This window comes from Hyphomicrobium sp., from assembly GCF_035687085.1.
Lineage (GTDB): Bacteria > Pseudomonadota > Alphaproteobacteria > Rhizobiales > Hyphomicrobiaceae > Hyphomicrobium_B.
In genome coordinates this window covers 152,050-167,293 of sequence record NZ_DASRYS010000012.1, presented here as the reverse complement: position 1 = coordinate 167,293, position 15,244 = coordinate 152,050, and the positions used below count along the sequence as shown (strand labels likewise).

The 15,244-nt window shown below is 61.1% G+C and carries 13 protein-coding genes; 7 read left to right on the top strand and 6 right to left on the bottom strand.

The genetic code is table 11. From position 1 onward, the window contains the following. Window position 1: 1 nt before the first annotated feature. The 3 genes from VFG26_RS10070 to purN all read right to left on the bottom strand — a co-directional run bounded on the left by VFG26_RS10070 (window position 2) and on the right by purN (window position 2,781). Entirely contained in the window at window positions 2-196 is a 195-nt protein-coding gene (locus tag VFG26_RS10070; RefSeq protein WP_325024845.1) for a hypothetical protein, read from the bottom strand. 374 nt (window positions 197-570) lie between these two features. Then, the gene (locus tag VFG26_RS10065) at window positions 571-1,932 is read right to left on the bottom strand and encodes a cytochrome P450 (RefSeq protein ID WP_325024844.1); all 1,362 of its coding nucleotides are present in this window, start codon (window positions 1,930-1,932) and stop codon (window positions 571-573) included. Window positions 1,933-2,127: 195 nt separating this feature from the next. After that, entirely contained in the window at window positions 2,128-2,781 is a 654-nt protein-coding gene (purN, locus tag VFG26_RS10060; RefSeq protein ID WP_325024842.1) for a phosphoribosylglycinamide formyltransferase, read from the bottom strand. 207 nt (window positions 2,782-2,988) lie between these two features. Here purN and VFG26_RS10055 point away from each other — a divergent pair, with 207 nt between their 5' ends. Then, window positions 2,989-4,314, top strand: coding sequence for a glycosyltransferase (locus VFG26_RS10055; protein ID WP_325024840.1), 1,326 nt, complete (start codon window positions 2,989-2,991; stop codon window positions 4,312-4,314). Here the strand turns inward: VFG26_RS10055 and VFG26_RS10050 are convergent. Beyond that, a complete protein-coding gene (locus VFG26_RS10050) occupies window positions 4,307-5,398 on the bottom strand; it encodes a glycosyltransferase family 1 protein (protein WP_325024838.1) in 1,092 nt (363 codons plus the stop codon). The two genes, VFG26_RS10055 and VFG26_RS10050, sit on opposite strands and share 8 nt — an antisense overlap. Window positions 5,399-5,524: 126 nt before the next feature. Continuing rightward, window positions 5,525-5,767: a hypothetical protein gene (locus VFG26_RS10045; RefSeq protein ID WP_325024836.1), complete on the bottom strand. Its 243-nt coding sequence runs from the start codon at window positions 5,765-5,767 to the stop codon at window positions 5,525-5,527. Window positions 5,768-5,987: 220 nt separating this feature from the next. Between VFG26_RS10045 and VFG26_RS10040 the strand changes: the two genes are divergently transcribed. Next, window positions 5,988-7,808 carry a methanol/ethanol family PQQ-dependent dehydrogenase gene (locus VFG26_RS10040; protein ID WP_325024834.1) on the top strand — a complete coding sequence of 607 codons (1,821 nt, stop codon included), beginning with the start codon at window positions 5,988-5,990 and terminating at the stop codon, window positions 7,806-7,808. Between the two features lie 123 nt (window positions 7,809-7,931). Here VFG26_RS10040 and purM read toward each other — a convergent pair whose 3' ends face one another. Continuing rightward, a complete protein-coding gene (gene purM, locus VFG26_RS10035; protein WP_325024833.1) occupies window positions 7,932-9,059 on the bottom strand; it encodes a phosphoribosylformylglycinamidine cyclo-ligase in 1,128 nt (375 codons plus the stop codon). Window positions 9,060-9,280: 221 nt separating this feature from the next. On the opposite strand from purM, the gene VFG26_RS10030 reads away from it, so the two are divergent. The 5 genes from VFG26_RS10030 to VFG26_RS10010 all read left to right on the top strand — a co-directional run bounded on the left by VFG26_RS10030 (window position 9,281) and on the right by VFG26_RS10010 (window position 15,234). Beyond that, complete coding sequence (locus VFG26_RS10030; protein ID WP_325024831.1) at window positions 9,281-10,405, top strand: DUF2066 domain-containing protein; 1,125 nt, start codon at window positions 9,281-9,283, stop codon at window positions 10,403-10,405. A 195-nt stretch (window positions 10,406-10,600) separates the two neighbouring features. Beyond that, window positions 10,601-11,155: a CDP-alcohol phosphatidyltransferase family protein gene (locus VFG26_RS10025; RefSeq protein ID WP_325024829.1), complete on the top strand. Its 555-nt coding sequence runs from the start codon at window positions 10,601-10,603 to the stop codon at window positions 11,153-11,155. A gap of 47 nt (window positions 11,156-11,202) precedes the next feature. Next, window positions 11,203-12,288 carry an AI-2E family transporter gene (locus VFG26_RS10020; protein ID WP_325024827.1) on the top strand — a complete coding sequence of 362 codons (1,086 nt, stop codon included), beginning with the start codon at window positions 11,203-11,205 and terminating at the stop codon, window positions 12,286-12,288. An 8-nt stretch (window positions 12,289-12,296) separates the two neighbouring features. Then, window positions 12,297-12,971, top strand: a complete 675-nt coding sequence (locus VFG26_RS10015; RefSeq protein ID WP_325024825.1) for a DnaA ATPase domain-containing protein — start codon at window positions 12,297-12,299, stop codon at window positions 12,969-12,971. A gap of 94 nt (window positions 12,972-13,065) precedes the next feature. Next, on the top strand, window positions 13,066-15,234 hold the full coding sequence (locus tag VFG26_RS10010) for an RNA degradosome polyphosphate kinase (RefSeq protein WP_325024823.1): 2,169 nt from the start codon (window positions 13,066-13,068) through the stop codon (window positions 15,232-15,234). Window positions 15,235-15,244 lie beyond the last annotated feature (10 nt).

Below are 15,244 nucleotides of genomic sequence, written 5' to 3'. Positions count from 1 at the left end.
CTCAGGCGGCCGCAACCCAGCTCCCGGCCACAAATCCAAAGGCGACGGCGTCAGGATTACGACGGGCCGTTTCAAGAAGCTTCTCGGGGGCTTCAACTTCGAGCGCGGGCGAAGAATGGCTCTTCGAATGGCGAGACTTCGCACCCGTCAACAGAAACACGGGCTTGCCGAGCACTACAGTTCTCACGGACTCCATGGTGAGGGGCCTCCTGGAGTTGGAACCTGAATGAAATGTCACCGGGGGAAGTGACACCTGGAAAGTCCTTTTAAAGTCCTAACATGCCACTAATATGACAGTACCACCGGCAGTTGAACACCGGGCTGCTTCGCATTTGCGAGCAGCTACAACGCGAATCCCTAAGTTCGCTCAGTCTTTGGGTTAGGAACGAGACAAGGGATAGCCTGCGAATTAGCTGTGGAAAACTCGATCATCGCTCCCTTTGAGATGGCGTCTTACGCCTTTTGCGATTCCAGCACGGTCCTCATCCACTCTCCTTAAAATAGAAAAAGGCCGGAACAACTGTCCCGGCCTTGTCGGCACTTTCAGCACATTGGGCCAACACTTCAGCGTCAGCTCAGTTCCCTGATCTTGAAGGGCAGTCCGCCCTTGGGCGTCAGTGTCACGGTCGCATTGAGGCCAGCCGGATATTTGCCCACGTACTCCGGCCGGAAGCGCCGGAGCAGCAGCGACAACGCAAGCGTATTTTCGACCTGGCTCATGGCGCCGCCGATGCACGACCGCTTGCCTGCGCCGAACGGAATATAGCTGTATTTCACCTGTTTCTTGGCGTTGCCCGCCATCCAGCGCTCCGGCTGGAAGGATTCCGGCTCCGGCCAGAATTTGGCGTTGTGATGCGCCCCATAGGCAAAGAGCGTCACCCGGTCGCCCGGGTTGATCTTCACGCCCCCGATCTCGTCTTCCGCCTGAGCGACGCGGATCAAGCCCCACACGGGCGGATAGATGCGCATCGTCTCCTGGATGACCGCGCGCGTGTAGGCGAGGCCGGAATAGTCGGCCGCCGTCGGTTCGCGGTCACCATAAACCTGCTCGCCTTCGCGGCGAATGCGCTCGGCGGCCTCTGGACGGCGTGAAATCTCATAAAGCGCCCACGCGAGGGTGAGAGCCGTCGTCTCCGTGCCGGCCCACAGGTACTGCTTGAGTTCGTCGACGGCCTGCTCGCGGTCGAATTCAGGTACTGACGGATCAGCCACCACCGCTTCGATCATCTTCAAAAGCGTGCGCTCGCGCGCTTCCCGCGGATCCGCACCCATAACGGCCGGCGGAACGCTGGCCCAGATCTCCATCGCCTTGGCGGGATCTTCTTCGGTGATCTCGAACACCTCGCCGGCCTGCTTGCGCAAGCGAATTTCGCGATGGTTCATCACGTCCGTGTAGGTCTTGACGCATTTGAAGACGACGTGCGGATTGAACGGCATGTCGCGGTCGAACAAAGCCTTGCAGATCATGTCGGCCGCAAGCGTCCACGTCTGCTCCACCATTTCCACCGTCTCGCCGGTCTGGGCGAGTTCGCTCCAAAGGTCCATCTTGGTTTGGATGGCCCTGAGGAAGTACGGGATGTATTCGGCAAACATGTCCGGGTGGAAGGCCGGCTGCTGCGGCATCCGGATTTTTTGCCAGAGCGCGCCGTCGTTGGTGATCATCGACTTGCCGAAGATCGGCTTCAGGCCATCGAAGTATTTCGTGTAGCTATCGGCCTTCGTGACGAGCACGTGCTTGAAGTACTCGGGTTCCGAAATCAGCACCACGCGCTGGTTCGCCATCGTGACTGGCAGAACCGGGCCGTATCGGTCCATCATGTGCATCAGAATGCGCATCGGGTTTTCGGGATCGCCGCGCAGAAGCGGCGTCAGTTTGAACCAGATGCTAGATTCATCACCTAGTCCCAGAGCGGTGCTGGGGGTAGTTTCCATAGGCATTTCTCCAATCGGAACCCGGGCGGAGCCGTGCGCGTGAGCGCAAGACAGGGCTTCGATCAGATCGAAACCGCGCGCTGCACGTCAGATCGCCGGATCTCCCCTTCCGGAAGCCACAGAATTACCATGGTTCGGGGGGTGCCTGTCCATGCGGCGGCCAGTGCTAGGTAACTATCAAACTCTGAGTGTGGCCTATATTGCAGGGGAAAACAGCGTGTCCGTTTCTCCGGAATGCTGATTTATAGTTACTTTTTGATCTTTCGATTGCGCTTGGCCTGCGGCGACAAGTCTTAACGCGGCCGGGTAAACCCGGTGTTCAGTCTGCAGAACGCGCGCCGCAAGCGTCTCCGGATCATCGCCGGGAAGCACGCGAACCGCCGCTTGCGCGATGATCGGGCCTTCATCCATCTCCGCCCGAACGAAATGGACAGTGCAGCCCGTAATTTTTACGCCAGCTTCAATCGCACGCGCATGCGTATCGAGCCCCTTGAAGCTCGGCAGTAGGGATGGGTGGATGTTGATCATGCGGTCACGCCAGCGCTCAACGAAGCCCGGCGTCATGAGCCGCATGAACCCCGCGAGCGCGATGAGTTCAACGCCATGCTCTTCAAGCGCGCTTTGCAGGTTGGTTTCGAAAGCCTCCCGCGACGGGAAGAGCTTGTGGTCGATGACGGCGGTTCGCAGTCCCTGCTTTTCGGCCCAGCCGATGCCAGCCGCGTCCGGCCGGTTGGAGGCGACCAGCACGATTTCAGCCGGATAGTCGGCCCCGCGCGAAGCCTCGACGAGGGATTTCATGTTCGAGCCGCGGCCCGAGATCAAAATGGCGGTGCGTTTCTTTGTGCTCATGCGGCGGGTCTAGCAGAGCCCGCTTTCGCAGGCGAGGCCGGCTGTTGATGCCGGGCCGCCACGAATGTCGCGGCTCGTTAGGCAATCTTACGCTGAACGATTGCGAGAAGGGGCCGCCTCCCTCATGCTGATGTCGATCAAGGACGATCTTTAGAATTGGTTAGCAGATCCGCTCCCCATGGCACGCGGCTCGAAATTGCACTTTGGATGGTAATGGCCCGCAGGATCTCTCTCCTCACTGTTGGAACGTTGGGCGATGTCGGGCCCATGGTCGCGTTGGGGCTGGCACTGAAGGAACAAGGATACGAGGTCAGCCTCGCCGCTCCGGAAGACTTCCTGCCATTCGTCGAAAGCCATGGGCTCGAAGCGCGCCGCTGCGGCGGCGACTTCGGAAGGTTCTTGAAAGAAGGCGAAATGGCCGAGTTGGCCGGCGTCCATACCGTCGTGATGTTGACGAGATGGCTTTGGCCCGGCCAGGACATGCGCGCCATGTTCGAAGGCATCTATCGCGATGCGGTTGCCGCGTCCGCCGATGCCGATGCGATCATCTTTCACCCGGCGATCTCGGTTGCGGCCGAAATCGCCGAGGCGCGACGCATACCTGCAATCATGGCTGGCCTCGGATCGGTATCTCCGTCCGCCGAAGCGCTGCTCTCCTGCATCCCCGGAACCCAAATTGCGGCCTGGAACCGGTATGGCTATTCGCTTCTGAGCCTCCAGCGACTGGCCTACGTTTCGGTCATCAACGACCTTCGCCGGTCGCTTGGCCTTAAGCGAACCTATCGGCTCAAGCACCCCCACAAGGTCGACGGCCGCCGTGTGCCGGTGATCTATCCGGTGAGCCCCACGCTGCAGCTGCGCCCCAATACCGAGGGCGACGAGATCCATTTCACAGGCTACTGGTCGCGCGAAACGGCGTCCGGCTGGCGGCCGTCCCCGCGATTGACCGAGTTCCTGAAAGCCGGTCCACGGCCCATCTATATCGGTTTCGGCAGCATGCCGGCCTTGGGCCTTGAGCGCTCTGAGATGATCCTGCGCGCCTGCGAAGCCGCCGGTCAGCGCGCCGTCATCGGCAACGGCCGGGGCGAATTCCATCGCCTTTCGCTATCGGAGAATTTCCATCTCCTTGATGAGTACGCGCCTCACGATCAACTCTTGCCCGAGATGGCCGCAGTCATCCATCACGGTGGCGTGGGCACGACGCACGCGGCCCTGCGCGCCGGCCGCCCGAGCTTCGTCTGCTCGTTCATGCTCGATCAAAAATACTGGGGCCACACGATTTTCCAGGTCGGCGCCGGACCCGACTACCTCGAAATCCAGCATTGGACGGAAGACACGCTGACGAAGCGCATCCGCGACCTGGTGACCAATCAAGGCTATGCCGCGCGCGCCGCCGAAATCGGCAGCGCCATGCAGCGCGAAAACGGCATCGCCCGAGCGCTCGAGGTTGTCCGGAGCGTCATTGAAGGAGAACTCGCCAGCAAGGCGCCTCTCGAAGTCGCGGCCATGCCGTTGGAGGCGGCTGCTAGCTGATTGGACGCGCGGTCGCCTTGATCTGCGGCCTGGCGGCTTTAGCTCTCGCACGCCGTTTGCCGAGCCCGGCCGCGCGCCGCGCTTGGTGAATGTTGGCGAGGAAAATGGTCGCGACGCGCTTCCAATCATACCGCATCGCCTGGACGCGGATTTGCTCGCGGTCGAGCTGCAGGCAGGCAAGCGCCGCCGCTTCCAAATCTTCGTCGAGATAGCCCGTCACGCCTGGCATCACGACATCGATGGGCCCCATCACCGGATATGCCGCGACTGCGAGGCCTGAAGCCATGGCCTCGAGCAAGACAAGCCCGAACGTGTCCGTGCGACTGGCAAAAACGAAAACGTCGGCGCTCGCATATTCGCGCGCCAGATCAGCGCCGGTCTTGGCGCCTTTGAAAATAGCATCCGGATATTGAAGACGTAGGGCGGGCAGCAGTGGTCCGTCGCCGACAATGACCTTCCGCCCGGGAAGATTGAGCCGGAGAAACGCTTCAACGTTCTTCTCCCGCGAGACACGCCCGACGTAGAGAAAGACCGGCTCCCTGTCCGCGCCGTCACGCGGACTGTCTCGCGGCGCGGGCGGCTTGAACAGATCCGTGTCGACGCCGCGTGACCAGAGCATCAACCGGCGAAAGCCTCGCCGCGCAAGATCAGCCTTTAAGGAGGGCGTCGCCGCAAACGTGCCGATGCTCGGCCGGTGAAAGCGTCGCTGAAAGGCGTAGCTGATCCACGCGGGCAAACCTGTGTAGCTTTCGATATATTCGGCAAAACGCGTGTGAAACGACGTCGTGAAGAGAAGGTGCTGCCGCAGGCAGGCCGCGCGCGTTGCCCAGCCGATCGGCCCCTCCGTGGCGATATGCACGTGGTCGTAGACGTGATCTTTGAGGTGCTGAGCGATCACCGAACGCCGCGCCAGGGCCAGCCGGATTTCGGGATATCCTGGGCAGGCGAAAGTCGCATAGTCGAGAGGCGATAGGATCGTGACGTCGTGGCCGGCGGCTTCGAGTTCGCGCTTCAGGTTCTCATAGGTGCGAACCACACCGTTAACCTGCGGCCTCCAGGCATCCGTCGCGATGAGGATCCGCATGACGCTTCCTCGAAGTTAGGCAGCAGGAATCTGCACCCAATGCATCCGCTTCTGCCTCCTCACTCTTACGGTTGTGTGACAGCCGGCCCGATAGCAGCCATGTGAAAATGCCCGCTCAGCCGCCGTTCACATGGAATGACCCGCGCCTGCCCCAATCCGCCGCCACGTCATAAACGGACGAATGTCGGTGAACTGCCCGTCGGCGAGCCGCGCCATCGGCGGCGTGTCGTAATCCTGATAGATAATTTCTGCGACGAACCACCGGTCGGAAAGCGACGGCTCTGCACCATCCTCAAAGGCGCGCTGGGGCACGCGGTATTTGATCTCGATGAATTCCCCGACCGTGAGGTCGGCTGCATTTTGGGACATGCGGCCTCCGGTGGCACGTTGATTCCGCCGGCAAACTAGCCCGCAAATTTTTCATTTCCGTGGCACTCTTTTGCTCCGCTTCGCTGCAAGAGACGGCAACAAGGACGCTTCAGCTTGCCGCCTTCCAATGTCCGCTGTTTCGCAGCTCTGATGCGCTCAAAATGTGCTGAACGTCCGGCTTCGATGAGATCCGCGACAGGGCTCACTCGGAGGTTATGACATGAGACATTGGCTTCTCCTCTCCAGCGTCGCAGCGCTCGTGAGTTTCGCGACGGCAGCGCGAGCCAACCAGGATGTCATCGCGCACGCGAACGATCCTGCGAACTGGGCCGTCCAATCCGGCGATTACACGGGCCAGCGCTATTCGAAGCTCGATCAGATCAACAAAGACAATGTCGGCGAACTGAAACTCGCGTGGACGTTCTCGACGGGCGTGCTACGCGGGCACGAAGGCAGCCCGCTCGTCATCGGCGACACCATGTATCTCGTGACGCCCTTTCCCAACGTGGTGATGGCAGTCGATCTCGCCAATGACCAGAAGATCCTCTGGAAATATCAGCCCAAACAGGATCCGGCAGTCATTGCCGTCATGTGTTGCGACACTGTCAATCGCGGCCTGCAGTACGCGGAAGGCAAGATCCTCGTTCATACTGCCGATACATCGCTGATCGCGCTCGATGCCAAAACCGGTATGGAGCTTTGGAAAGTCGCTGACGACGATCCGAAGAAGGGCCCCACGGGCACCGGTGCGCCGTTTGTCGTCAAGGACAAGGTCATCGTCGGTATCTCGGGCGGCGAGTTCGGCGTGCGCGGCTACATCACCGCCTACGACCTGAACTCCGGCAACAAGGTTTGGCGCGCCTACGCGATGGGCCCGGACGAGGACATTCTTTTCGACCCGGAAAGGACACTCGTTCTCGGCAAGCCTGCCGGTAAAGACAGTTCGCTGAAGACCTGGAACGGCGACCAGTGGAAGATCGGCGGCGGGCCCGCGTGGGGCTACATGGCTTACGATCCGGAGTTGAACCTCATCTACTACGGCACCGGCAATCCCTCGACATGGAACCCGGTTCAACGCGCAGGGCCTGACGGAAAGCCGATCGACCAGAAATGGGCGATGACGATGCTTGCCCGTGATGCCGACACCGGCGTTGCGCGGTGGGCGTACCAGATGACGCCGTTCGACCAGTGGGATTACGACGGCGTGAACGAGCCCATCCTCGCTGAACTTGAAATCAATGGCTTCAAACGCAAGACCGTCACGCACTTCGATCGCAACGGCTTTGCTTACACATGGGACCGCGTCACCGGCGAGCTGCTCGTAGCGGAAAAATTCGATCCCGATGCCAACTGGGCCACCTCGATTGTCATGGACAAAGGTGATCCGGATTACGGCCGGCCCGTCGTCGCTAAAAAGTACGCGCCTTTCGAGAAGGGAACCGACGAGACGACGAAGGGCATCTGCCCATCTTCGCTTGGATCCAAGAACCAGCAGCCCGCATCATTTTCGAAACTGACCGGGCTGTTCTATGTGCCGGCGACGCGCATGTGCATGGACTACGAGCCGTTCAAAGTTTCATACGCCGTGGGCCAGCCCTTCGTCGGAGCGACGCTCACGATGTTTCCGGCACCGGGTTCGAAAGACGCAACCGGCGGTCTTACCGCGTGGGACGCGGTGAAAGGCAAGATCGTTTGGTCGAAGCCGGAGCGCTTTGCCGTCTGGTCGGGCGTGCTGACGACCGCGGGAGGAATTGCTTTCTACGGCACGCTCGAAGGCTATCTGAAGGCCGTCGACCAAAGCGATGGTCGTGAGCTTTTCAAGTTCAAAACCGCCTCGGGCATCATCGGCAACCCGATGACCTACATGCACGAGGGCAAGCAATACGTGGCGGTCTTCTCAGGCGTCGGAGGATGGGCTGGCATTGGCCTCGCTGCTGGACTCGACAACCCTGACGACGGATCAGGTGCTGTCGGCGGCTTCGCTAAGCTCTCGGACTACGCGAGCCTAGGCGGGTCGCTCAACGTGTTCGCGTTGCCCTGAGCCCCTCTGAATGTCGCCTCCCGCCGGCTCGCGGAACGCGAGTCGGAGGCGACAAACAGTAAACTATTCGCCTCCGGCCGGCGCGCAGCACGCGTGCCGGAGGCAACACTAAAGAAGCGAGAACTAAAAGAGCAGCTTGCCTTCGTACTTCACGGCCCAGGCTTCGCCCTTGCCTTTCGCGTCAGACTTCTCGCCGGTCGGCGGAATGACGTCGCCCATAATGACGGGCTCTTCGCCCGCGGCCTTGAGCTTCGAAATCACCTCGTCGACGCGCCCCTTCGACACGACAGCGATCATGCCGATGCCGCAGTTGAATGTGCGAAGCATCTCGGCCTCGTCGATGTTGCCGGTCCGAGCGAGCCATCCGAAAACCGGCGGCACGTCGATGGCAGAAAGATCGATGCGTGCGGCCATGTCCTTCGGCATCACGCGCGGAACGTTCTCCGAAAGACCGCCGCCAGTAATGTGCGACAGCGCCTTGATCGCGCCGTTCATTCCCGATCCGCCCGTTCCGCGAATGGCGGCGAGAAGCGGCTTGACGTAGATGCGCGTTGGCGTGAGCAGCGCATCTGCGATCGACTGCTCCGGTGCAAACGGCGCGGGTGCGTCCCAACTCAATCCCGCATGCTCGACGAGCTTTCGCACGAGGCTATAGCCGTTCGAATGCACGCCGGATGATTTCAGACCGATCAGAATATCGCCGACCGCGAGATCGGCGCGCGGCAGAATTTCGTCACGCTCGACGGCGCCGACCGAAAACCCGGCAAGATCGTAGTCGCCGCTCTTGTAGAGACCGGGCATCTCGGCCGTCTCGCCGCCGATCAGCGCGCAGCCGGCATCCCGGCAGCCATCGGCGATACCCGCGATGACTTCGCGTGCTGCCGCCACGTCGAGTTTGCCGACGGCGAAGTAGTCGAGGAAGAACAGCGGCTCCGCGCCTTGCACAACGAGATCGTTGACGCACATCGCGACGAGATCGATGCCGATCGTCGAATGGCGCCCCGTATCGATGGCGATCTTGAGCTTCGTGCCGACACCGTCGTTGGCCGCGACGAGAATGGGATCGCGGAAACCGGTCCGCTTCAGATCGAAGAGGCCGCCAAACCCGCCGAGATCGACGTCGGCACCGGGACGGCTCGTTGCGCGCGCCAAGGGCTTGATCGCCGCCACCAGCGCATTGCCTGCATCGATGTCCACGCCCGCATCGGCATAGGTGATGGATTGTTTCGGATTGTCGTCAGCCGCGGGCATTAGTCCTCATCATGGGGAGAGTTTTGGGAATGAAAGCTGCGTCCTCGGGCGGCGCGCTGGGAAGGCATCGGTAAAACTCACTTTTGCCCCATTGCCAACCCCTGATGGGGGTCGTAGCAGCGACTGGTCCGGAGAGCAAACGAAGGCATCGTTGGCGGGTTCCGAGGAAACTGAGCTCGCCTGCCATATGCATCGCCTAAAACGGGAAACGGGGGATTAAGGTGTCGGTTGGTCGCTGCCTCGCCATCGCATTGGCCGTCTGCACGGCGGTGGGTCTCACTGCAGCTCCCGCGATTTCGGCAAGCGCCGATGCCGCCTACACCGTCGCAAACTACCCGGTCGAAGCCACAGCGGCCAACGCGGTGGCGGCCAAGGAGCAGGCGTTGGCCGACGGCCAGCAGGCGGCCCTGCGGTCGCTTTTGAAGCGGCTGGTGCCGGTCACAGCCTACAAGCGCCTGGCGAACGTAGCGGATCTCAAAGCCGGAGATCTCGTATCGGGCGTCTCCGTGCGTTCCGAGCGCAACTCCGCCACCGAATATATCGCAAGCCTCGACTTCTCGTTTCAGCCGGACGGCATCCGCTCCGCGCTTTCGCGCCAAGGGATTCCTTTCGTCGACCAGCAAGCGCCAACCGTCACGGTCTTGCCGGTCGTCCAGCAGGGCAGCCCAGGAAACGATAGCGCGCTTTGGCGGCGCGCTTGGACCGGCCTCGACCTGAAGCACACGATCACGCCGGTCAACGTCAAAGAACTGAAGCCCTCCGTCCGGCCCGACACGGTTGCAGCAATGCTTGCCGGTGACGACAAGGGCCTGCAGGCGCTGACGAGCGATTACGGCACGGGCCTCGTCGTCATGGCCGTCGCCGAGCCGGACCTTGCGGCCAACAGACTGACAGTGACCCTCGCGGGGCGCGATGCCGTCGGCCCGCTGCTCTTGAAGCGGACCTACCGCATCTCAGACGGCGATCTCGACTACGCGTCGCAGCTGGCAGCGGTCGTGGCGCTGGGCGTGCTGGAAGGCCGCTGGAAGGCCATCAAGACAGCCGCCCCTCCCGCCGCCGCCGCCAACGCCGATATGCCGGTCTGGGCCGCATCGACCAGCGGCAACGGCGAGGACGTCAGCATGGTTGTCGAGTTCTCGAGTGCCGGCCAATGGAACGACATGCGTGGACAACTTCTCGACACGCCGGGAGTCGACGCCCTCAACATCGAGGCTGTCACCGAAGGCCGTGCCGATGTCTCGCTTCAATACCCGGGCGGTGCGCGTGCCTTAGCTAACGCGCTCGGCTCCCGCGGCCTGAGCTTGACGGCAACCGGCGGGACATGGATTCTCCGCCCAAGTTATTGATTCATATATAGAACATTCTTTCAGGACGCGATGAGACCTGCTTGGGCTGACCGCTCTCCAGGCTTTCGTTGCCGCTGCATTTCCGCAATGCAAGGGAGGATGTTCTCGACGAAATAAACATCGAAAGGGTAGGGTCGCGCCGCGTTATCGGTTGCAACTTCGCCCAAGCCAAAAAAAGACGGGGATCATTTCGGCGTGAGCATTCCAAATCTAATTACGCTCGGCCGGGTCATTCTCGTACCAGTGGTCTTCTGGCTGCTGCTGACGGGCGAGCTTCAAGCGGCGTTCCTGGCCTTCGTTGTGGCCGGAATCTCCGACGCGGTGGACGGATTTCTGGCGAAGCGCTTCAATTGGGAAACCGAGCTTGGCGCCTATCTCGATCCCCTTGCCGACAAGCTGCTCATCGTCTGCATCTTCATTGCGCTCGGCGTAACAGCCCGCTTACCGTCCTGGCTCGTCATCCTGGTGGTGTCCCGCGACGTGCTGATCATCATCGCGGTGGTTCTGTCCTGGCTGCTGGATCATCCGACGCCAATGAAACCGCTCGCGGTGAGCAAGATGAACACCGTGGCGCAGATCGTGCTCGCGGCCACCGTCTTGGCGGATGAGGGCTTCGCGCTGAAGCTGAAAGGGCCGGTTCAGCTATTGACGCTGTTAGCGGCTGCGACGACCATAATCTCCCTTGTTGCCTATTTGCGCGTCTGGCTGAAACATATGACGTTCGATGAAGCGACAGGCTCGAAAAGCTGAGCGTTGGGCCCATCTTTACTGCTAGCGATTGATTGAGGACCGAGAGAATGTATTTCGAGCGGCACGCGCTGTTCTGGACGGCGACTGCGCTGCTGTTCGCCTTCATCGTGCAAGCGATCGCACCGGCTCTCGTCCCGTTCGTCATCGGCCTGACGCTCGCCTACTTCCTGGCGCCCGTCGTCGATTGGATGTCGCGCGCCGGCATTCCGCGTTGGGTTTCCGCGATCATCCTCCTTACGGTGATGACACTGATCATCACCCTGGCGCTGCTCTTCGTCGTTCCGATACTCGTGCAGCAGGCCGCCGGACTGTTCGAAGCCGCCCCGCGAGAAATCGCACGCTTGCGGGTATGGATCGAAGAACTCGCGCGCGAAAACTTGGGCACGCGCTACCCGCAAGCCGAAGCGGCGGTGCGATCGGCAGTCAGTTCATTCGCGGACTCGGTGCCCTCTCTACTGGGGACATTCGCTCAGGAGCTTTGGAAACAGAGCACGGCCGCCGTCAACTTCTTCACCGTTATTCTCATAACGCCCGTCGTCTTTTTCTACGTCGTTGTCGACTGGCCGAAGATGGTCGCCAAGATCGATTCCTGGCTGCCCCGCGACGGCGCCGATCAGATCCGCGGCCTCTTCATCGACATTGACAGCCGCATCTCCGCGTTCATCCGGGGACAAGGCTTGGTCTGCATCCTCCTGGCCCTGTTCTACGCGATCTCGTTGACACTCGCGGGATTGGACTACGGCTTGCTCGTCGGTTCGTTGACTGGCCTTGCGGCGTTCATTCCGATCTTCGGATGGGCGCTGGGGGCGCTCACGACCATGATCATCGCATTCATTCAGTTTTGGCCCGACATCACCCATATTTTGATTATCGTCGGCATACTGCTTGCCGGAGAGGCGCTCGAGTCAGCCATTCTCAGCCCGTACATCATCGGCTCCGAGGTCGGGCTGCATCCGGTCTGGGTGATCTTTGCGCTGCTGACCTTCAGCTATCTGTTCGGATTTTTGGGCCTTCTTGTCGCCGTGCCGGTTTCCGCCGCAATCGGCGTGCTCGTACGCTTCGCACTCCGTTCCTATCTGGAGTCATCGCTCTATCAAGGTGAGGTGGAGATGACTATGAAGGACAAGCCTTGAACAGCCCCATGACGACAACACCTGAGCAGCTCGTATTCGAACTGCCGCACCGGGCAGCAATGGGCCTTGAGGACTTCCTTGTCTCGGAATCGAATGCCGCCGCCGTCGCGCTCGTCGATCGCTGGCCGGACTGGCCGATCGGAGCCGCAGTGCTTGCGGGTCCCCGCGGCAGCGGCAAAACCCATCTCGCCAATGTGTGGCTGAAGCGGGCAGGGGCTGCCCCATTCGAGGCCAGCGCACTCTCGCGAGAGGCCGTGCCGTCCATGGCATCCGCTGGCGCCCTATTGATCGAAAACGTCCAGAACATCACGGACGAAGCCGCGCTATTTCACCTGCTGAACCTCGTCCGCGAGCAGCGCCTGCAAATCCTTCTGACGACTGACACCGTCCCGGGCGAGTTGGCGATCACGCTTCCCGACCTGCGCTCGCGCCTGAAGGCGCTGCCGCTGGCAACCATCGAGCCGCCGGACGACGCGCTGCTTCGGGCCGTTCTGGTCAAGCTCTTCGCCGACCGTCAGCTGAGCGTCGAACCGCAATTGTTGGACTACGTTCTTGTCCGGATGGAACGCTCGATGCTCGCCGCGGAACGCTTCGTGGCGGAGGCCGACCGCCGCGCCCTGGTGCTGCAACGCCGCGTCACGCGCTCCATTGCCGCGATAACGCTGGACGCGCTGGGCTACTAATCGTCCTATATTGAGCATTAAGGCACCCGGCCGTCATTCGGGTGTAACGTAATGTCTGGATCTACACGGTCTAATCCGGAGCAACTTTCCTGCCATGGCAACCGCGCAAAAAAGAAGTGGCAAAACAGCCGTAGAGAGCGTCCCGGAAGGGCCGGAACGCTTCTATAACCGCGAGCTGTCGTGGCTTCAGTTCAACCGTCGCGTTCTGGAAGAAGCGGGCAACGTTAATCATCCGCTACTAGAGCGGCTGCGCTTTCTGTCGATAGCGGCGGCCAACCTCGATGAATTCTATATGGTCCGCGCCGCCGGCGTTTACGGCCAGATCCGCGCTGGCATCACGACGCTCTCTCCCGACGGCATGACGCCGATGCAGCAGCTTGCCGCGATCAACAAGTTTGCCGGCGGCCTCGTCGCGGAGAAGCAGGCGACATGGCGCAAGATCACGAGCGAGCTGGCTGAAGTCGGGTTTTTCGTGCTGCAGCCCGACGATGTCACGAAGGCGGAGCGTCAGTGGCTCGAGCGTCTGTTCCTGACGCACATCTTCCCGATCCTGACGCCGATCGCCGCCGACCCGGCCCATCCATTCCCGTTCATCCCGAACAAGGCGACGACGATGGTCGTCGAAATGGTTCGCCCGATGGACGGCAAGACGATGAACGGACTCATCCCCATTCCGGGCCAGCTCGAACGCTTCATCCGTCTTGAAACCGATCCGGCGAAGCCGAAGGAAGTGCGCTTCATTCAGCTTGAATACGTCATCGGCATGTTCCTGCCCGAGCTCTTCACCGGCTTCGAAATCAAGAGCAAAGGCGCGTTTCGTGTCCTGCGCGATAGCGATATCGAACTCCAGGAAGAGGCCGAAGATCTCGTCCGTTCCTATGAAAGCCAGCTGAAGCGGCGGCGTCGGGGCAACGTCATCCGCCTCGAGATCGAATCGCGCATGCCCGAACCGTTGCGCAAGTTCGTCATGGACGAACTGGAGGTGCGCGAGGAAAGCGTTTTCGTCAAAGACGGTATCCTGGCGCTCGCCGATACGTCGCAGCTCATCGTGTCCGACATGCCCGAGCTGCAGTTCAAGCCGTTCCCGATACGCTTTCCCGAACGCATCCGCGAATTCAGCGGCGACTGCTTCGCGGCCGTGCGCAACAAGGACATCGTCGTCCACCATCCCTACGAGAGTTTCGACGTCGTCGTGCAGTACTTGCGTCAGGCGGTGGCCGATCCCAACGTGATGGCAATCAAATGGACGCTCTATCGAACCTCACGCGATAGCCCCATCATCCAGGCTCTGAAAGAAGCAGTCGAAGCCGGCAAATCCGTCACGGCCGTCGTCGAGCTCAAAGCCCGTTTTGACGAAGCCGCAAACATCCGCTGGGCGCGCGATCTCGAAAGCGCGGGCGTCCACGTCGTCTACGGATTTACCGAGCTGAAGACGCACGCCAAGCTCGGGCTCATCGTTCGCCGCGAAGGCACCGAGCTGACAACCTACTGCCATATCGGCACCGGCAACTATCATCCTCAGACCGCGCGCGTTTACACGGACCTGTCCCTCTTCACGACGGATCCGGTGATGGCGCGCGATATCACCCGCATCCTGAATTTCGTGACCGGCTACGGCGAGCCGGTGGAACTCGAATGCATGGCGGCAAGCCCGCACGGCATCCGAAACCGGATCATGACGCACATCGCCGAAGAGATCCGGAACGCCAAGGCCGGAAAGCCCTCCGGCATCTGGTGGAAGATGAACGCGCTCGTCGATGCTCAGATCATCTCGGCGCTTTATGAAGCGAGCAATGCCGGCGTCCCGATCGATCTCATCGTGCGCGGGATCTGTTGCCTGCGTCCGGGAGTTCCAGGATTGTCGAGCAACATCCGGGTGAAAAGCATTGTTGGCCGCTTCCTCGAGCATGCCCGCATTTACTGTTTCGCCAACGGCGAGGCCTTGCCTTCCCCCAACGCCGCCGTCTACATCAGCTCCGCCGACATGATGCCGCGCAATCTAGACCGGCGCGTTGAGGCCTTGGCGCCCGTCAAGAATCCCACGGTGCACGAACAGGTGCTGGCTCAGATCATGGTTGCGAATTTGAAAGACAATCAACAGAGCTGGCGGATCAACGCCGATGGCAGCTCCACCCGCATCCAACCGGGTCCGGGGGAGGAAGCCTTTAACGCCCAGAAGTACTTCATGACCAATCCTTCGCTTTCGGGACGCGGGCAATCTCTCAAGGAGAATTTCCCCCAACGCTTCCGCCAGCCCGGTTGAGCGCGAGTCC